Annotated in this window: 20 protein-coding genes and 1 pseudogene; 14 read left to right on the top strand and 7 right to left on the bottom strand. The window is 39.4% G+C overall.

Annotated features, from left to right (window positions below):
- From CYQ88_RS09960 to CYQ88_RS09950, 3 genes are all read left to right on the top strand, one after another.
- Window positions 1-610 (top strand): pirin family protein (locus CYQ88_RS09960; RefSeq protein WP_101841203.1); only part of this gene is annotated, 610 nt, incomplete at its 5' end.
- Window positions 611-626: 16 nt separating this feature from the next.
- Complete coding sequence (locus tag CYQ88_RS09955; protein WP_233188863.1) at window positions 627-1,175, top strand: NADPH-dependent FMN reductase; 549 nt, start codon at window positions 627-629, stop codon at window positions 1,173-1,175.
- A 53-nt stretch (window positions 1,176-1,228) separates the two neighbouring features.
- Window positions 1,229-1,672: a hypothetical protein gene (locus CYQ88_RS09950; protein ID WP_101841201.1), complete on the top strand. Its 444-nt coding sequence runs from the start codon at window positions 1,229-1,231 to the stop codon at window positions 1,670-1,672.
- Window positions 1,673-1,739: 67 nt separating this feature from the next.
- Here the strand turns inward: CYQ88_RS09950 and CYQ88_RS09945 are convergent, their stop codons facing one another.
- The 5 genes from CYQ88_RS09945 to CYQ88_RS09925 form a co-directional block, all read right to left on the bottom strand.
- Window positions 1,740-2,363, bottom strand: coding sequence for a PilZ domain-containing protein (locus tag CYQ88_RS09945; RefSeq protein ID WP_143483785.1), 624 nt, complete (start codon window positions 2,361-2,363; stop codon window positions 1,740-1,742).
- 233 nt (window positions 2,364-2,596) lie between these two features.
- A complete protein-coding gene (locus tag CYQ88_RS09940; protein WP_101841199.1) occupies window positions 2,597-3,640 on the bottom strand; it encodes a TraI domain-containing protein in 1,044 nt (347 codons plus the stop codon).
- Window positions 3,637-3,984: a hypothetical protein gene (locus CYQ88_RS09935; protein ID WP_101841198.1), complete on the bottom strand. Its 348-nt coding sequence runs from the start codon at window positions 3,982-3,984 to the stop codon at window positions 3,637-3,639. Before CYQ88_RS09935 ends, CYQ88_RS09940 begins: the two co-directional genes overlap by 4 nt.
- On the bottom strand, window positions 3,981-5,318 hold the full coding sequence (locus tag CYQ88_RS09930) for a site-specific integrase (RefSeq protein WP_101841197.1): 1,338 nt from the start codon (window positions 5,316-5,318) through the stop codon (window positions 3,981-3,983). Before CYQ88_RS09930 ends, CYQ88_RS09935 begins: the two co-directional genes overlap by 4 nt.
- Window positions 5,311-5,547 (bottom strand): hypothetical protein, encoded by a 237-nt coding sequence (locus CYQ88_RS09925; RefSeq protein WP_101841196.1) that lies wholly within the window; start codon window positions 5,545-5,547, stop codon window positions 5,311-5,313. Before CYQ88_RS09925 ends, CYQ88_RS09930 begins: the two co-directional genes overlap by 8 nt.
- Before the next feature lie 164 nt (window positions 5,548-5,711).
- Here CYQ88_RS09925 and CYQ88_RS09920 point away from each other — a divergent pair, with 164 nt between their 5' ends.
- From CYQ88_RS09920 to CYQ88_RS09870, 11 genes and pseudogenes are all read left to right on the top strand, one after another.
- Window positions 5,712-5,924, top strand: coding sequence for a helix-turn-helix transcriptional regulator (locus CYQ88_RS09920; protein ID WP_101841195.1), 213 nt, complete (start codon window positions 5,712-5,714; stop codon window positions 5,922-5,924).
- Window positions 5,925-6,303: 379 nt separating this feature from the next.
- The gene (locus CYQ88_RS09915; RefSeq protein ID WP_101841188.1) at window positions 6,304-8,976 is read left to right on the top strand and encodes a hypothetical protein; all 2,673 of its coding nucleotides are present in this window, start codon (window positions 6,304-6,306) and stop codon (window positions 8,974-8,976) included.
- A gap of 12 nt (window positions 8,977-8,988) precedes the next feature.
- Window positions 8,989-9,378 (top strand): RhuM family protein, encoded by a 390-nt coding sequence (gene rhuM, locus CYQ88_RS09910; protein WP_101841187.1) that lies wholly within the window; start codon window positions 8,989-8,991, stop codon window positions 9,376-9,378.
- Between the two features lie 8 nt (window positions 9,379-9,386).
- Window positions 9,387-12,638, top strand: coding sequence for a site-specific integrase (locus CYQ88_RS09905; RefSeq protein WP_101841186.1), 3,252 nt, complete (start codon window positions 9,387-9,389; stop codon window positions 12,636-12,638).
- A 400-nt stretch (window positions 12,639-13,038) separates the two neighbouring features.
- The gene (locus tag CYQ88_RS09900; protein ID WP_101841185.1) at window positions 13,039-13,413 is read left to right on the top strand and encodes a hypothetical protein; all 375 of its coding nucleotides are present in this window, start codon (window positions 13,039-13,041) and stop codon (window positions 13,411-13,413) included.
- Between the two features lie 488 nt (window positions 13,414-13,901).
- Window positions 13,902-14,204: a hypothetical protein gene (locus CYQ88_RS09895; protein WP_101841184.1), complete on the top strand. Its 303-nt coding sequence runs from the start codon at window positions 13,902-13,904 to the stop codon at window positions 14,202-14,204.
- A 154-nt stretch (window positions 14,205-14,358) separates the two neighbouring features.
- Window positions 14,359-14,718 carry a hypothetical protein gene (locus tag CYQ88_RS09890; protein ID WP_143483784.1) on the top strand — a complete coding sequence of 120 codons (360 nt, stop codon included), beginning with the start codon at window positions 14,359-14,361 and terminating at the stop codon, window positions 14,716-14,718.
- Between the two features lie 136 nt (window positions 14,719-14,854).
- Window positions 14,855-15,418, top strand: coding sequence for an antitoxin Xre/MbcA/ParS toxin-binding domain-containing protein (locus CYQ88_RS09885; protein ID WP_101841182.1), 564 nt, complete (start codon window positions 14,855-14,857; stop codon window positions 15,416-15,418).
- 356 nt (window positions 15,419-15,774) lie between these two features.
- Window positions 15,775-16,107: a transposase gene (locus tag CYQ88_RS09880; protein WP_101841181.1), complete on the top strand. Its 333-nt coding sequence runs from the start codon at window positions 15,775-15,777 to the stop codon at window positions 16,105-16,107.
- Complete coding sequence (tnpB, locus tag CYQ88_RS09875) at window positions 16,104-16,433, top strand: IS66 family insertion sequence element accessory protein TnpB (RefSeq protein ID WP_101841180.1); 330 nt, start codon at window positions 16,104-16,106, stop codon at window positions 16,431-16,433. Before CYQ88_RS09880 ends, tnpB begins: the two co-directional genes overlap by 4 nt.
- A 73-nt stretch (window positions 16,434-16,506) precedes the next feature.
- A pseudogene (locus CYQ88_RS09870) lies at window positions 16,507-17,502 on the top strand (IS66 family transposase); the annotation flags it as partial.
- A gap of 277 nt (window positions 17,503-17,779) precedes the next feature.
- On the opposite strand, the gene CYQ88_RS09865 reads toward CYQ88_RS09870, so the two are convergent.
- Together CYQ88_RS09865 and CYQ88_RS09860 are read right to left on the bottom strand one after the other, a co-directional pair.
- Window positions 17,780-18,427, bottom strand: coding sequence for an RES family NAD+ phosphorylase (locus CYQ88_RS09865; RefSeq protein ID WP_158236040.1), 648 nt, complete (start codon window positions 18,425-18,427; stop codon window positions 17,780-17,782).
- Window positions 18,428-18,504: 77 nt separating this feature from the next.
- Window positions 18,505-18,882 (bottom strand): MbcA/ParS/Xre antitoxin family protein, encoded by a 378-nt coding sequence (locus CYQ88_RS09860; protein WP_101841192.1) that lies wholly within the window; start codon window positions 18,880-18,882, stop codon window positions 18,505-18,507.
- Window positions 18,883-18,908: the final 26 nt, after the last annotated feature.

Here is an 18,908-nt window from a genome sequence, read left to right as displayed (position 1 = left end):
GCATATGGTTCTGAACCCGGAGTTATGGCCAAAGGCACAAGACCGGACTGACATTAGTCATGGTCTTGGAGACTTTATTTATTTGGCGCTAGGTCAATTTTTGCCTAACGATGGAGCCCCGATGCATCCGCATTATGACGTCGATATTGTCAGCGTTGTTTTCTCTGGCAGTGTGGGGCACAAGGGGACTCTAGGTGATGGCACCGCAATTCACGCACCTGAAGTTCAGGTTCAGCGTGCTGGAACTGGTATGCAACATGCTGAGTTTAACCTCCATGACACACCCGCTGATATTGCCCAAATCTGGTTTAAGCCACCCGAAAAAGGACTTGAACCTGCTTATAAAAATTTCAAAATCTCAGATAGTGGTTTAACAACTGTACTCGGCGGCACGGATGGCAGCTTCATTAGCAATATGGTTTGTAAGGTTGGTTACCTACCCGTCGGCGAAGAAATAACAGTCAATCAACCGTTTGTGGTTCTCATCACCCAGGGTAAAGGTAATGCAAATGGTGTTCCTGTAACGAAGGGAGATTTAATAGAGGGTGAATCACTTCAATTCATTGCGGGTCATGATTTAGGGTTGGCCCTTATTCATGCAAGAAACTAATAAAGGAAACTGAGGAATGATGACAACAAACACCCCCAAACTGTTTGCCTATGCGACTTCAACCAGTCGTAATTCAATAAACAAACAACTCGTGACTTACGCAGCATCCATGCTGACAGGATACTCCATTGAGATCGCTGATTTAAACGATTACGAGCTTCCGTTGTTTAGCGAAGATGCAGAGCAGACACTCGGTCAACCCGAAAACTCATTAAGATTTTTCAATAAGATCGGAGAAGCCGATGCCTTGCTGATTTCGCTAGCAGAACATAATGGCAACTACACAGCCGCGTATAAAAATCTGTTCGACTGGTGTTCTCGTATCAATCCAAAAGTTTATCAGGATAAACCTACCGTCTTACTTTCGACATCACCGGGAGCGCGAGGAGCAAAATCATTATTGGATTTGGCAACCAATACAGTTCCGTTCTTTGGTGCAGACTTACGGGGTATGTATTCAGTCCCGTCATTTTATGAGCACTTTAAAGGAGGCTTTATCACAACAAAGGAAATCAAAGAAGCCTTACTTGGCGTAGTCGAAAAACTTCGTGATGAAAATATATAACATTATCAGTGGATTTTCTTTATTTGAAACAATGAACAAGAGGAAATACGAAAATGAATAATACACAGATTACAGAGCTAAAAGCTTCGGCAATTCTTTGGGTTATCTGGGGAGTAGTCCATGCCTTCTTCGGTATTGCAATAATGGCTGCAGATACTTCTCAAGGCTTTGCCTACATTGCCGCAGGCGTTGTTCCTGAGACATTGAGTGCAGATTATCATTCAGCTATCGGTGCTATTTTGAACCAGCACGCTTGGAACTTGTTGTGGTTTGGTATTGTGACAATTTTGGGCGGAATAATGATCTGGCGGCGTAATATGACCGCTATCTGGGTCAGCGCCATGGTGGGCGGTACAGCGGATCTAGGTTACCTAATTTTTGTGGATTTCGGGGGCTTTGCTTCTTTCTTCCCTGGCACGCTCATGACACTAATCGCTGGTTCTGCCATTTTGCTTAGCGGTTGGGTTTGGCTAAATCAACGCAAAAACTCTATATAAGGAAGTGGCCAAAAAACTTGACCGCTACAGATCAACTGGCATAAAACTTACCAACTAATACTCTTGATTACCTGTTTATAACCCTAACACGTCTGTTTTTAAGGCGTGAAGACATATGAGTCAAATCAGGCTTACTCATTTCGAATTCTTTTCTTTGGATAAAGAACTGGATTTGTCTTCGTTTTTCTTCTGATAGGCTTTGATACTTCAAACCAACAATTCTTTCGTCTTGAGAGTCTTCACACTGGTAAATATTAACAACATCACATCTAACTAGGATTGGACTATCTTCAGGGTCTAGTTGAAACATTAGATCAACTTTGTCATTTTGATGCACTTTATCTTTATGAATGCTAATGGCAATGCCTGACACACTAATATTCACTAAATTGCGTGGCATAGAATTAGATAATTGTTTTTTGTCTATCGATTGAAAAAGAAAGTCGATTTTTGAATTTAGCGCTGAAAATGCATCTGCAAGAATAGTACTCTTAGAGCCAATTGCGAATATATAGTCATCAATTTTTGAGTTGACTTGATTCAAACTTCGAAGAAAAAACTCTTCAATATATTTATCGTTTAACTCTGATGGCAAATAACTATTGTCAATCTCTTCCTCAGGGATAATGTGGTAACTACATGGTATGACGGTATCGATTCGGTAAGCACCGCGTTTATTTTCATGTTTCATATTATTGAAGAGCCCCACATTCTTTAAAAACCAAAGATTATATTCTATTTGCCATTTCTTCAAATGAAGATTATTGGCCAAGTTAATGCCAATCTTAAGTTACTATCAATATCGATGGACAGGTGATTTGGAAGCAAATCTCCCCACACATTTGACTTGTCTGGTTCATTAAGCTAAATTAAAAATAATCCTCCTAGCACCTGAGCACACCCCTAATTCGCTCAGGTGGTTTTTTATAACCGATTCAAATACCACTCTTTCCCTGGCGTTGAGACTTTACTAAACTGGTAATAGTCTGGTTTATCTGCAAAGGCCATTCTTCTGAGTGATAGTTTGGTGCTGATTTGATCTGCGTTTTTGATCATTTCACCACCAATGTATTTACAAAAACCATCTCTCATTTTCCAACCCAGTAAATACTGTAAGGTATTGGAACCTTCTGGCCAGGTTTTGCTTAATTGGCTTAGAGGTTCTGCTAGAACAAGCAGTGTTAGTTGTTCATGATCGACAAGACGCCCTAGGTTGGTGTGATGGTTTTGATCTAGGGTTTGTGTTTTGCCTATGTCATGGAGTAGTGCGGCTAGGATGGTAATATCCCTTTCAGCTTGACTGACTTCTGATTCAATAAACTGTAGATGTTTTTGCACCAGTTGTGCGACTTCAATTGAATGGACGATTAATCCTCCTGGAAAAGAATGATGATGGTGTTTACTTGCTGGAAGTGACAACCATTTTGTCATGAGTGAGTCATTAAATAATAAGCTGTGTGCAAAGTCCTTCACCGCGTTAACCTTAAAGCTTTCAATCAGATTCAGTAGATTCAATAAACTCTCAAAGTGCTGTGATGATTGATATAGGTTCATTATCACCGGTTGAGATAAACTTGATTTAAACAACCGCCAGTCTTCAATCTGATGGGCTGCATCAACACTGACCCATAGCCATATAAATTCATCTTGATTCAGGGATAGTTGGTTTTGTGCTTGAACCATTTTTTCCAGTAGATAATCCGACACTTCAAAATCCATCATTTGTGGTTTTTGGATTTGACCGGATGATTCTCCTCCTAGTAATGTCAGGCTAATAAAGTTTTGGGAGTCGAATGGATAGCCTACACTTGAACTGAAAATACCGGCTAATCCAAGGTATTGTTTATTGACGGTTGGGAGCGGGATTTCACAATCGGCATAGATCACTTGTGAATCATTAAAGCCTTCAACCAATAAACTGTCAGAGGTTGATTCATTGAACACTTGGTTGTTATTAAATTCCATCATGAATACACCTCCAGATTGAGTTGTTCTTTTAGGGCATCTACTAGTACTGTTAAAACTTGATCTTGGTCAACTGGACAATCAGTGAGTTGATCCATTACCCAATATTGCAGTGCTTGTTCATTGGAACGACAGTGGCCATATCCCAATACAAAAGTGAGGTAATCACCTGGTTGGATATTGAATAGGTACATTAAATTATTCACCAACCGACGCACCACTCGTGGGTCTTCTATTTGATAGTCATTATTCAGTGGATATTGGCCTGAATGTTGGTTTACATAGCCACTCGAAAAATGACTTGGATGCTGAGGATGTAATAATGGGTTTTCTAATAAAGTATTCATTGGCCACCTCCAGATTGATAGGACTGTGTGTTTTGAAGTAGTTGATCCCAAAAAGCGGTTTCAGATTGTATAGCTGCTGCATCAGTAGCATCTGTACCGGAAGCGGTAGAAGGTTCGGTATGATTAGCATCATTAACCGCACTATCTTCATCAACTGATACTGGCTGGTGAAAAGACGTTACTTGTTGTGCAAGCAGTCTTTCCATAGCGGAACCATCTTTTCTGGTTAAGTTTGGAACATATCTGGCGTAAACCGAGAACAACATATTGGTATTGGAATGACCCATCTGTTTTGCAATCCAGTTGGGATTTTCTCCTGCTGCTAACCATAAAGTTGCTGCAGTATGTCTTGTTTGATAGGGCTTTCGGTATTTAATGCCTAGATAATTTAATAGAGGTGTCCATACTCTCCGTAAGAAGTTACTGGCATGAACGGGTTGCCCTGCATTATTGGCAAACACTAGCTCTGAGCGATTGCCATCTGCTTTCATTTTTTCCAGTCGATTCGATATACAATTAAACACCATTGATGACATTTCAATTTCTCGTTGAGAGCCATCGTTTTTAGTGTATTCCCATCGATTACCGGAATAGGTTTCTCGAACCAGAATTTCTCGTCTGTCGAAGTCGATATTTTCCCATTTAAGACCATCTATCTCACCAGTACGCAGACCTGTGAAAAAACGGACTAAATAATAGTCTCGCCAGTCAGCACGAACATTGGCCAAGATCTTATTCACCTCTTCGATTGAAAAAGGTTCAATATGAACCTTTTCCTCCTTCAAGGGTTTTATATTTAAATGAGGTGGCGTAAAATCATAGCGGTCAGCTGCTTCGGTCATGATCATATTGAGACATTTAATAAATTTATTAATTGTTTTAGCTTTTAACTTACCGTTTGATTGTTTGGCGACACTGGAACGGTATTTTAAGATCTCTGCTTTACTGATGCTGCTGACTTCCATTTCTCCAAAATGGGGAATCAAACGCTTATCTAAATAACGTCGATAGCCTTCTGCAGTTGCAACACGCCAAGTTGGTGTGAGTTCTGCAAACCACTCTTCTGCGAAATCCTTGAATAGTGGGGTTTCTTTGTAGTCTGGGCGCATCTTATACTCAAGCTCTTCAACCTTTTTTACCATAGGGCTCTGAGGAAAGTATTTAGCATATTTAAAGCTACCAAGAGCGATTTCCGTTTCAATGCGATCCATTACTTGTTTTAGTTTTTTGCGGTTAGCCTTGTTGTCAGGCAAAGCCGTCTGTTCACGACAACGCTCACCCAAATATCTAAAATCAAAAAATAGATGTGAATCTCTTACTCGAATACTACCCATAACAAACACCTCCATTTGCCATAGGAACAGAGAATGCTGCAACTGAAGAAGCTAAATACATATCTTCCTCAATGTTTTCCCAGATAAATAGGATCTTGCGCTGCCCAAATGGTCGAATGTAATGGCGCCCCTCAAACAACACACTGTCTTTTAGGTCATTACGAATAGTTCTTGGGTTATATTTAATGCGTTCTGATAATTCTTCGGTGGTTAGATAGGTTAGATTCATGGTAATATCTCCTGTTCAATTAAAAGCTATTTAATGAAAACAAAACTAACAAAGTTTGTTTAAAACAGATTTTATTGGTTTTTAAATATGTTTTCAACCGTTTTTATTGTTTTTTTTCAAATAAAGTATGTTTATATCGTACTTTATCTACCTAGGAGAGATTAATGATACAGTCAAAACTATCAGTCCTAATGGGTGAAAGGCGCATGAAAGTAATTGATGTAGCGCGTGAATTAGGAATAAAACGCAATGCAATCGACCTGCTATATAAAGATGAATCTAAAAGAGTTGATATTGAACTACTAGATCAACTTTGTAATCTATTTGATTGCACGCCAAACGACATTCTTCACTATGAAAGGAATCACACCAAGTGAGTTCTTAGCAGATTAGTCCTTATGTCATTTGTCGTTTTCAACAGATTTTTTGGGCACAAGATGGGCACGATTTGGGCACGACATAGAAAATTGAATATTTTTTAACTATTGTTTGACAGCCCGCAACCCCCTCTATATAATACGCCAAATCAAAATACGGCCACATAGCTCAGTCGGTAGAGCAAAGATTGAAAATCTAATTTAGCACACTTACTTAACCACCCATCAACCTGCTAAAACCTACATAATTTAGCATTAAACTAGCATAAACAGAGAGTTAACAATCCCCCTTCAAAGTAAGTTAAGATAATTTAATTCCCATAAAACTTAATTTATGGCACAATTATCAAAGTGAACTTTTGACTAAAGGACTCGACAATTGGCTAGTAAAATTGATACGCTTAGGCTGTCACTCGTCAAGCAAGATGCCCTAGTGCTATCTGATATGTATGGCAAGGATCCATTCGCGCATATCCCTAAGCTAGAACCTTCCAGTGCCTTGCAGCTACAAGCCTTTATCACTCCTCCTGTAGACTTCGAAAAAGCAACATCTAAAAGCCGCAACAAGCCTCATTACCTGCTTTTTATTGTAGATGTCCTAAAGCGTATACAGTTGATGGGATCAGCCATTCTTGATCGAACCCAATTTAAAATCAATAATCAAATATCCGATAATTTTCAGAGCATCATTTCATTGTCAGAAACATGCCTTAATCACTTTGAGGCCCTGGTTGACGATTTTCCTAGCCTATCGGTGGACAGTTTTATTGCCGAACTGACTGCCAAGGTTGGTTACCTTGAAAAACAAGATATCGCCCAACAAATAACTAGAGCCATGGACGGCATCATTAATGAAAACCCTTTATATGATAGTTTGTTTGAACCCTTCATCTTTCATCCAACCGAGACTGAACTAGAATTCCTGTCCAATCATGCCTTTATTTGCGCAGCTTTATGGAACGCTCATTTTATAATTCCGCATAAACTTCATGCAAAGCACAGTATGTCCAGAGAGCTCAGGCGCATATCAACCACTCAAGCCTTATGGCACTCTGATTTTGGGGGGTATGAAACCTACGAGGAGTTGATTCAGGACATAGAACAGTATGGTGAATTTAGCAAGATTGTCTTCTACCTTAACAAGCTTTACAAAGATGATAATCCTCGCGCCAAAAAGTCGAAAGGCGGAAGCGGCTCAAACACACCGAGACCAAGAATACGGTTTATCAAAGCATCCGATAATATCACCACAAATGACCTATCTATTGACGGTACCAATATCCAGCTTGTCAGAACCATTGGTGAACGCTCCTCAACAGACACTGAAAGTGCCTTGGATTTAGCGGAGGATGAGTTAACAGATGATGAATACTTTCAAGAATCTGATGATTCGCCAACCTATTCGATAGAGCGAAAAAATTTAACTTCTCGCCAAGCCATATCACACATTGAAAAGGCCAATCAATTTCTGCGCGACCAACTTACAAACCAAGAATTTGAATCCATACTAGATTCATTAGAAAAATATGCTCATGCCATAACTTCCAAAAGAAATCCTCTTTATGCCAGTTCCGCCGTCATACAAATCGCTTTAAGCCTATGCACAGGTAACTCACTTAACAAGCGCTATCGGATTCGGTTAACTGCAGAAGAGGATAAGTTGATTCAAAAAGTTATTAACTTGAAGGCGGATTGTACCCAAGTGTACCTGCCTTTAACCTATAAATACCTCAGTGGTATAGAGGAAAACCATGGTCAGAATTATCGGACCGATAAATTCATTTGTTATAACTTACCCAACAGAGTGCAGACCATCCTAAAAGCGGCTGTAAAAGTCTGGACAGATGCAAAAGCAAACTTGGAAACAAATGAAGGTTCTTTAACCGAATACAGTATCTATACAAACAATCAGACTTTAAAAAGACTTTTTGAAAGCTTCAAACTAGATCAACGGCTAACGCCTGAATTTGTTCAACAAGCAATTCAGAGCACCTTCTTTAATGCTTCAAATGGTGACTTTTGGTCCGTTTCTATTTTATCTGGCACACCCAAAGTCATCGGTGCAACTCAGTTGCATTACACGACATTGGCCAATTTAAAGCTTTTTGAAGACTATCAGAAAGGAATCTATGCCTTATTCAGAGAGAAGGTAGAACTTCCTAAAAAAAGCTCACCCAATCTATTTATTGGATATGGCAACCCTATCCGTCCAATCAAATCCATTGTGCAAAAAGAACTGACTCATATCTCAAGCTTCGTTTCCACTAAACTTGACCGGGATCCAATGAGTTTAGCAACTCACGAACTTATTGATCTCGTCAATTTAATCATGCTGTTTGCTGAAACCTACAGCTCATACTTTACGGCCATTCGTAATGTAACCAACCCCTATATTGGCTTGCAATCAATTGACCATGAAGGCTTTACCATTATTACCGACAAAGTCATTCAAGGTGGCTATAACACACGTATTATTCCAATTCTGGAGCCAATTCAAGACATGCTTGACTATTTTGAACACTACACTGTAAGGTTAATCGATATTTTCAGACGCAAAAAACTCGCAAAATGGTCGGACTTCTTTGCTTCGAACTTAGAACCAGAATTTAAATGGCGAGGACTTGTTTCACCAAATAAAGCTTTTCCAGGGTACTTTCTAATTAGCACCGAATTAATACAAAAAAAAGGGATGCACAGTCGATTGAAATTGATTCCTTATACTCGGCTCTCAGCACTCAAACTCTATGAGGCGTCAGGACATCTCAACAACCCCTTATTCTTGAAGCTTGCACCAAATGCCAATCGCCATTTTTTGCGCTCTGCACTTTTAGAAAGAGGTGCCAACCCGGAATATATTGATGAATTTATGGGGCATCGTCATTTTGGGACTGAATCATGGAATCTTGTGGCATTATTTAATCAGCAAGACTACCGTAAGGCGATAAAAGCAGAGCTTCAAAAAATCTATGCCGATTTCAAGGTTCCGTTGCCATTTAAACCGATTTCCAATCAGGTTAACGATACACTTAATAGTAACTACCCGATAAAGTAGAGGATAAACTTGATGTCCCATGTTGAAATATACAAAACAGAAAATGAAATCAAATTAAATGTGACGTTGGAAGATGATACGGTTTGGATATCTCAAGCCCAAATGGTAGAGCTATTTGGCCGTGAAAGATCCGTCATTACCAAACATGTCAACAATGTATTTAAAGATGGAGAGCTGGAAGAAGCAGGCAATGTGCAATTTTTGCACATTCCAAATTCAGACAAACCAGTAAAGTTTTTCAACTTAGACGTCATCATCTCTGTCGGTTATAGAGTCAAATCTCGACAAGGTGTTCAATTTATAAAATGTGCTATTCAACTTCTCAACCAATATCTAGTGAACGGTTACGCCCTCAATCAAAAACGTTTACAAGAATGCAACATCGAGTTTGAAATAGGGTAAGTCTTGATGTGAATACCTTTAAAAAAAAATTAGTCATTTATACTTTCTGGGCACAACACATTACGGCGGAATCCGAATATGCATGTGTTGCGCAAAAGGCTAAAGAACTTTTGTTAGCAATTGCCATCAAAGGCAAGTATCAGCGTCGAGAGGAAGATAAAACAGCTCCAGTGATTGCAGTGTTTGCACAGCATTTGCTCGGCATTTATACCCCAGAAAAAATTTATGATATTTACCACAAGCTCTGGCCCACTTTGATTGAACCCAGTGAAACGAAACATTTAAATGAAGCAAACTTTCACCAATTTCAGAAAGTGATATTGGACAATGGCACAAGCAATCTCAAACAAACCGCCCAAATCCTTGAGTTTCTCAATATGGTTATCGATTTTGGTAACAGCAGCCTTCTATGGCATCTGCCATTTTTTGATACCTTAAAACAAATCCCTCGGCCAATTAACCCTTTGGGTACGCCAGAAAGCTGGCAAAACTATTTATATGCCACTGAATTAAAAAACCTGCACCTTAAATTCATCCGAGACGAGTTGCACACTTCGAACTTGTCAGATGAAATCAAATTGGGAGTTCTAGTAACTGACTTACTGTTTCAGTCATTTGTGTTAAACAAAATGCAATTGATTATGCTCATAAAACAATTACCCGATGAGGCCAATTTTCATTATCAGAACAAACGGCTTTTTTTCAATGTACCCGTAGATGATTTCAACCCTAACAGGCGTGTATTTCTTTCTCCGATTACCGAGCTTTTAATTTACCGTTTGACACCGCATGATTTGATTACAACTCTAGTTGAAAAAAAAGTACAACACCACCACATTGAGAATAAGTGCTCGCCAAACACCGTCAACTCTCACAAAACAAAACACAAGTTATTTGCGAGCGCTTTACTTAAATCGGTAAGCACTTATACAAAACAACTTGGCATTCCACAACACTTAATGCCCACTTCCTTATTTGGGATCTGTCGCTTAGCTGAATTGGGGCTATTTGATACCTTAGCCCCCGTTATCCTCCACAACACAGCAGGCACATTAAAATCTCACTGCTTAAAACCTTCAACACTAGAAAAGCTATATGCCATTTCTTTTAATGATCAACACTTACCCTATGAATCTGAGCCGAAAACTCTAAGCGAGAAACCTTGCTATAGAAGCTATGGGCTTTCACAAGTGCGTAAAGTCTTTAATCATCCCAGTCGCAAAGCCGATCCAAAAACTTTGCATACGAAAATCTTAGGCGAAGCTAATAGTATTTATGGTTTAACACCCAATTTACAATACCTATTGGACTGGGGGTTGTCACAATTAAAAGTCTTGCCTGGCAAAAATCGTTTTGATATCAGCCCCATCAAAATCCTTGGTAAACTCGATTCGATTGCCAGGCATATTCTGGGTGTCTTTCATGAGAGAGATCTGCTAAAAACATCATCAGATGAGCGGGCAAACTTATTCCTAGAGGTGATTGACCAGGCCATTTCCGATCGTAATGTCAACACAATCCAATACAACCTGAGAATTTTCAATAGCTGGCTAGAGAAGAACAAAAAGGCACCGCCCATTTATGATAAAACGGAAGTGTTTGGGGATCCTAAACTCACTGATATGACCGTAAACAGTAATCTCTTCACCTTTGATGCGTATGAAAGGGTCAGAAAACATCTTAAAAACCTTCAGAAAGATCTCTCAGATAAGGAACAACAAAACCGTTATGCCATGATGGATTTGATGCTTATTCTTGGCTTTAAATGCGGATTGCGCTCTACTGAAGCATTTAAGATTAAAGTCAGCGATTACATCTACTGTGCCAGTTTCCCCATTCTGGTCATCCGTGAAAGTTATGACCGCGAACTGAAAACCACCTCGGCAAAGCGCAGTTTGGAATTGGCCAACTTACTCACTAACGATGAAATCGATGTCATTAATCAACGCTTTTTCAAACTCATGCAAGAAGTCCAAAGAAAAGGTATGCGAGAGCAGCAAAAATTGAAAGAAGCACTTTATCTTTTTGGCAAAACATCTAATCCGTCTAAAACCCCGGCGATTCAATACATTAAGCATCCATTAATGAGATTTATACATGAATCGTCGCAAGATCAAACACTCAATTTTCATCATCTGCGCCACAGTTTTGCTTCTTGGCATTTTTTATCTGCTTGTATAGCAGAGCTTGATTTAAAACTGAAAGATACTTTTCTCGCGTTTCCAAAAACACAGCAGTGGCTGGAGTGTGCACAAGAAAGAAAATTAGCGCTACTTCCAACCACTCAAAAGAGTAAAAAGGCGCCTTTCTGGATTGCCATCAAAATGGGGCACGCCAATTTTAAAACCACTTTTGAGCACTATATCCACACATCGGACCTTGTGATAATGATGATTCAAGACCAACTGGCTGAAAAGTTTAACTCGCAATTCTGGGCAAATCTATCTGGTGCAAATGATTCTTATTTACGTAAAAAGAAGACGGAAAAAATTGCTTATGCTTGCCAGTATGTCGCTCCTAAAGCATTAAAACAGCGGATTAAACTGCAATTAAAAGCTCATCAATCCGCGGTGTTTAAATCTGAACCGATTTTTACTTCTCCTCCTAAACTAGAAACCTTATCCGCCACATGGGTTAAACAAATGACGACTTATCAAGATTTAGCACAGATTGACAGCCGAGATAAGCTTTCAAGAAAGGAGCGCCGGATTGAAAAGTTTTTCATGAAAAACCCTAAGTATCGTTTGCGAGCGCTTAATAAATCTGAAAAATTCGTGTTTGATAGCCTAGCAAAAAGACTTAAAACCATTAGCGGTGGCGATTTATCTCAAATGCACCAATTAGCGCCCGAAATAAAAACTTGCCTAGACCTGTTTGATCAATGCTTAACCCCTGAGTCAAATGACTTAACCACCCTAAAGCCTCAAAGAAGCTATCAGCTGCTCACCACTGATTTGCATCAAGCAACCACATTAAAGGGATTAATTGAGCAGTTAGAGATGAAGTTCATAATTTTGATCCACCTAAAAAGGCCCCAAAAACCCTCTGATATCGATCGAAATCGTGAGGACGTAAATTACTGGAAAACAGGGTTAGAGTTAACGCCACAGCAGATTAAACAACAAGCCAGCTACCCTTCTCGCCCTGGAACACACTCAAGAATTGAGATACGGGTAGTCAATGATAAAAATAGAAAGCATCATCCTTTTTATTATTTGATGTGCACGATTTGTGTATTTCGTCGTTTAAACCCAAGCTGACTGGCGCCCAAAATACCGATCTGCGCTATCTCCAAGTCTTTTGGAGAAAAAACTCCTAGAAATTCAGGCCTTAGCCGTTAGATATTTAACGACTAGACTGAAATAACATTTAACGCCCACCACAGGAATCAAGCAACATAAAAAAATGCACGATTATTGCATTTCTTGATTGCCTGCCTAATCTTAATTATGTCATTCGTTGATATATGTTTTCTGCTGTTGAATATCAAACCCGCCGAACACCGAATATCATCAACTCATTAAAAAAGTCAATTTTATTAATTTCAAAATAGCTACTTTAAAAAAAGAATCCCCCTTTAGATGTCGAGGCTTTAGAACAAGCAAAAAATTTTGTTTTTAAAGTTTTTTAAATTAACCATCAAAATAGGATAGATTAATTATGAAATTTGAAGACTTTGGCGTGAAAATGAAAGAAATGGGGATCGCTAGACAACAAAATGAGTTTTTCTTTCACGGAATACCTCTGCTTGATTTTTTTAAAATAAATCCAAATAAATTTACGTTCATGGTTGCTCAGAAAATTAATGATGAAAAGTTTGCTTTATCTTTCGACTTTTCAGAAAAAATTCTTAAGCAAATTTTTGTCAAAATGGCATCTGAAAAAAAAGTACCTACCAAAAAAGTTCCGTTTTTCAGCAATAGATTTATTTTAAATCAAGCCATTTATATCAACATCAAAGCAACTATGGGTAAAGAAGAACGCGATTCATGTGGAGACGTCTTTATTCCATTCATCATTGAAGAGGTTCTTTAGTATCCATAAATCAAACGACCATCAATAATGCACATCTCGTCATCACTTGGCGGTGACGAGATGATCTAGTTCTAAACAAACTTAAGCATCTTCTAGCTTCTCAAAATACTGTTCATTAAGTGTTTCAGAATACCGAGGACTAATACGCTTCGATCACATAATTTTTCAGTATTACATATTCATTGATAAATCAGCGCAAATTGCACTGTGCTTATAATGGGGACCTAAAAACTTTTAAAAGTGCATTTAAAGTGCATTAATTCAGCTCCAAACGACCTAAAATTGAATACCCTTACCTGCATAAATCAATTCAATAATCCTTTATAAAAAATTTCAACCCAAAAACACCCTTCCTAAATTTCGATTCCCCCTTTCGTTAGTAGAAGTTGATTTTACTTCGCATATTTCGACTCCTGTCACCGCCTGAATAAACCGTTTATCGAACCCAACTATTCAGGTTTATTGATGAATAAATGAGGAGAAAAATCATGTCACTATCACCTTTTACTTGGGTATTTTTCTGCCTGTTTACTTTTGCTCTGGCAGGTCTGTTTTTTACTACACGTAAAGAGAAAGCTGCTGCAAATAAATTGCGGGAATCCCGCAGAAATAAAGCCATTGAGACTCCTGAGGAATATGAGGTCTTGCTTGAAAAGCTGGATTACTTATCTGATCAACCGGATCTTAAAGCGAAAGCAGTTGCACTCATTAAAGATTATGAGAAGAAGCTTGAACTGATTCAGTTCATCAAACTCAATCAAAGCCAATCCGAGAAGAATGTCAATAATTAATCGCGCTGGCTTATTAATCAAGAACTCAAAATTGCACGGAAAATGCATAACTTCAAAAGAGGATTTTTAAATGAAAACTAACATTAAAATGCATTTAACCAAAATACCTGTATCCAAGCAGATCTTTATCGTCTTTGTATGACTATGTGCATTGTTGAGCTTTAAGCTCTATTCGGATATAGAAGGCAAAAAACACTACTTGGCGCTATTTATTGAAAGGCAATATCACCAGAAAGTTGATCCTTCAAACCCCGAACAAATCATTTGCATTCAAAATCAATTGCACTATCCAACTATTGAAGGCTTTGCACGATATTTACCCTTTACTGGGACGGTTTGTGATCCCAATAGATTTAACAACCTGCCTTTAAAGGATGAGATTGAATGGAAAAGTACGGTGCTAGAACTGTTGCTTTTATTTATCACAGTGACAGCAGCACTATCCTTTTATGCATTTGTCGTTGCTAAAAGCCGTGATTGGGATATTGAAGAAGGCGGCACGGACAAAAACTAAGACTGTATCAATATTGATATGCTGATTTGAATATTACGAAGTGTTGTCATCAACTCTCTACCGTCTGTATCACTACAATCAAAGGGCGTTGAGGTAATTAGATGTGAAAAGATTAAACTATCGAAGGAAAGTAATTATGCTAGAAAAAATTATTGTTGTTTTGTTTGTACTAGGGTTTTATGGTTTTCTTTATTGGTTTGCGAACAGTTTGATTAAAGACCCGAAGAAGAAAGACACAGCTAAACCAAATAACAAGCCAGTAGAGCAAAAATCAATATCATCTAATACAAGCATGCTCGAAGCCATTGGTTTTTCCAGTCATAACCATTTTAGGAATTTCGAGACACTTGAAAGTGACAGCATTCATGTCAACGCCATAGCACTACTGGCTGAAGAACTGGGTATTTCAGAAACGGATTTGCTAGGTTATCTTGGATTGCCAGAAAATACGGTGAATGACTGTATTGAATCTAATGATTCATTACTTAATTTTCACGGTGCTAATCTTGTGTATGGATTAGCTGACACTTTAGATACAGCAAATCGTGTCTTAGGCACTAAGGAAATTGCAGTTGAATGGATGAAAGAACCAGCTAAATTTCTTGATGATCGAAAACCTATTGAGGTGGTGAAGAATATTACTGGAATAAAGGCCGTGAACCAGCTGCTTATGCAGATTGAGCATTCTGTTTATTCATAGTCGAAAAACCTGTGCATCATACGAGCTCTATGTTCGCAAAACCTATAAACCAAAAAGCCCAGCTATTAAACTGGGCTTTGTAGGGCCTCTAAGGGCAACAGTCAAATTCTGGGCTAGCTGGATAGCCTTTGTCTTTTGTTGTTGCCATTTACAAGATGGGACACTTCATTACGACTTTAATTGGCAGCTAACTGAGGTAATTACACCAAGGCTAAAGAGCTTAAAAGGCTTACCTGAATTTGCAATGTTCAAAAATTGCACATTGCTTTTTTGTAAGCGTCCGGTGAACACACCTTTAATTCAACACCGCACCCTCTAAAATAGGTGTCCACCTAATATAAGTGGACACCTAAAATATGACAAAAAATCTTCCAAAAATAACCCGACGTCAATTTTCTTCCGAATTTAAAGCAGGCATTGTTGCTGCCTGCCAAGAGCCTGGTGCCTCTGTCGCTCAGGTCGCCATGTCTCATGGTATTAACGCCAACCTTGTCCATAAGTGGATTCGAAACACCAAAACCTCAAGTCCCAACCAACCACAACCTAGCTTTATCGCTCTGCCGACCCCGCCATCAAGTTGTGAAAAAGTAACCTTTACGCTTCCTTCTGCCCAAGGACAAATTACCATAAAATGGCCTCTTGACCAGATCATGCAATCAGCCCAGTGGTTAAAGGAAGTGATCTCATGATTCGCATTGATCAGATATGGTTAGCCACCGAACCCGTCGATATGCGAGCAGGCGCAGAAACATTACTGGGTCGGGTCGTTCAAGTATTCGGCCAAGCCCAACGCCATCATGCCTATATTTTTACCAACAAGCGATCCAATCGCATTAAGGTATTGGTTCAAGATGGTTTTGGCATCTGGGTCAGTGCTCGTCGACTCAATGAAGGCAAGTTTCAATGGATTCAGTATCCATCACATAAGTCTATGACATTAAGTGCAGAGCAAAGCCAAGCCCTAGTTCAGGGGTTGCCCTGGCAGCGGTTGGAACAGCCGGTGCAATGTCTCTAAAAATCTATCCAAAAAAGGTTTTTTACCCCCCAAATCAGAATCATGTTTACCCCGTTTTGGTATAATGTCGCCGATGAATGAAGCCGCTTTAAACCAGTTATCACCTGACCAATTAAAACAGTTCGCTACAGAACTGATGGCGCAGTTGACTCACCTAGAAAAGCAGGCACAAGCTGAACTGGCAGACAAAAACCAGGCCATTGAAAATGCTCAAAAGACCCTACAACAAAAAGAATTACACATTGAAAAACTCACCTATGAACTGGCCTATCTTCGACGCCTAAAATTCGCCCGTAGCAGTGAACAACTCAGTGCCTTGCAAATGAGCCTGCTAGATGAGGTGAGTGATGCCGACATTGCCGCTCTGGAATCGGAACTTGAACAGCTCAGCCCACCTGAACAGTCTAAAATCAAGCAACAACCAAAACGCCAATCTTTACCCAAAGACCTACCCCGAAAAACCATTGTTCATGAACCAGACAATGTCGAATGCTCGTGTGGCTGTCAGCTACAGCGTATCGGTGAAGACGTCAGTGAAAAACTCGACTACATTCCAGGTAGCTTCCAAGTTGAACGTCATGTGCGTGGCAAGTGGATCTGTAAAGACTGTGATCGCTTAATCCAAGCCCCCATGCCAGCACAGATCATCGACAAAGGACTGCCCACCGCAGGCTTGCTGGCGCATTTACTATTAGCCAAGTACGTTGATCATCTTCCCTTATATCGCCAAGAGAAAATCTTTGAACGAGCGGGCGTGGCATTAAGTCGCTCTACCTTGGCCGAATGGGTTGGTATCTGTGGCGTGCATTTAACCCCACTGGCCGATGCCCTAAAAAATGAACTGCTCAAACAAGCTGTTGTGCACGCAGATGAAACCCCGGTACCGATATTAAAGCCTGGCAACAAGAAAACCCAACAAGGCTATGTCTGGGCTTATGCCAGCACTTCATTCAGCGATTTAAAAGCCGTTTACTATGACTTTAGCCCTGGACGCAGTGGACGTTATGCCCGAGACGTTCTAGGTCAATGGCAAGGCCATCTAGTGTGCGATGACTACAGTGGCTATAAACTGTAATGGTACAGTGAATTTGGCCACCTAAATAGAGATGCTAAAATGCATCTCATCGACCGCTTCTGCTTAGCCTATAAAATTACCGACTGTGTTATAATTTAGCTCTACTCATAATCTATAAGCATTTGAAAGCCGGAACTTTTTGGGAGACACATGAAATATCTATCAATGATTATCGCTTTTTTATTTTGGCCATGTGAATTCTAAGGTTGGAATGTCAATTCCCTTTAATGCTTGAACTAAGCTTGTTTCGTGCAAAACTTGGTAGGAATGGCTAGTTACTCGGCTCAGGCAACACATCATCAATCAAAAAGCTTTCTATACTAAAAGATAAGCTAAGGCTTGGATTCATCTGACAATAAAACAAGATATTTTTTGCAGTTTGTTTTACCTCCCAATTCTGATAATTTTTTGGTTCACCAGTAAATGAGTGAATATCAAAAACGCCTATATTAACTTCTTCCTCACACCTAGCTGATAGAAAACTAAAGGAAGAAACGCCTTTTTCCCTCATTTGTTTACCGATTGACTGAGTAAATTGATAGTCGGATTTATGCGTCAATTTTTCCTTTATTTCCGAGTCTGAAATCTTGGTTAGCGCAATGTGATTGCTGTCTTGAATTTCAACTGAAAAAGACGTTTTGTGATTGATGATTGCCTCTTCATAAGGCAAAGTGCATCGACTCATAAAATAAAAACTATAAAATGCCGATTCACAAATCGCGCTTTTTAAAGTCTGGCCAGCATAAAAAATGGACGATTCAAAACGACTACCAAACCGAGAGCCATGTTTTAGCGGTGGATATCTGAAAGGTGTTTTGATTAGATAGTGTCGTTGTTCCATGCCTTGAACACTGGGTTTGCTTTCTTCAATTAAATCTTCAAGTAAGGCTTGTTCATCAAGCGTGTCAACCAAGTTCATTATTGCAACTTTTTCTTGCGATTCAACGACTCTGTAAATAACTCCTCTATATTCGATTGATAAGGCACTCAAATCCATTATGCATGACCACGCATTGCATCAAGGTATTGAACAACCTCCACAAGACCCACTAAGCTTTTTATATGCTCAATTGGACGTTGTTCGGCAAAGTCTTTATTAGCCGTGGTTAGCCAATGAATCATCGCGGCTTTGTCACCACCAAGCAATGCAAATAAAGAACGGTAAACCCTAATAAGCAGTAAAGCCCCCTCAAAGACTTTATTTTCTTTCATGTCCATGTTTTTTCCGATTCGGAATACCGTGCTCGCGTCTGCCCCAATAATCTGTCCAACAGACTCACTGCTTAACCGAAGTTCTTCTTTAAGATTGATTAAAGCCTTTGCAACAACTTGTGTTTTGTTGAGTTCTTTTCTTTCAAGTGCGACCATTGCCATCCCTCTCCTTAAGAGCTTCAAATGCA

The sequence above is a fragment of the Hydrogenovibrio sp. SC-1 genome (genome assembly GCF_002848135.1).
GTDB lineage: Bacteria > Pseudomonadota > Gammaproteobacteria > Thiomicrospirales > Thiomicrospiraceae > Hydrogenovibrio.
The sequence above is the reverse complement of the archived record's forward strand: the minus strand, read 5'-3'. Positions and strand labels throughout refer to the sequence as shown.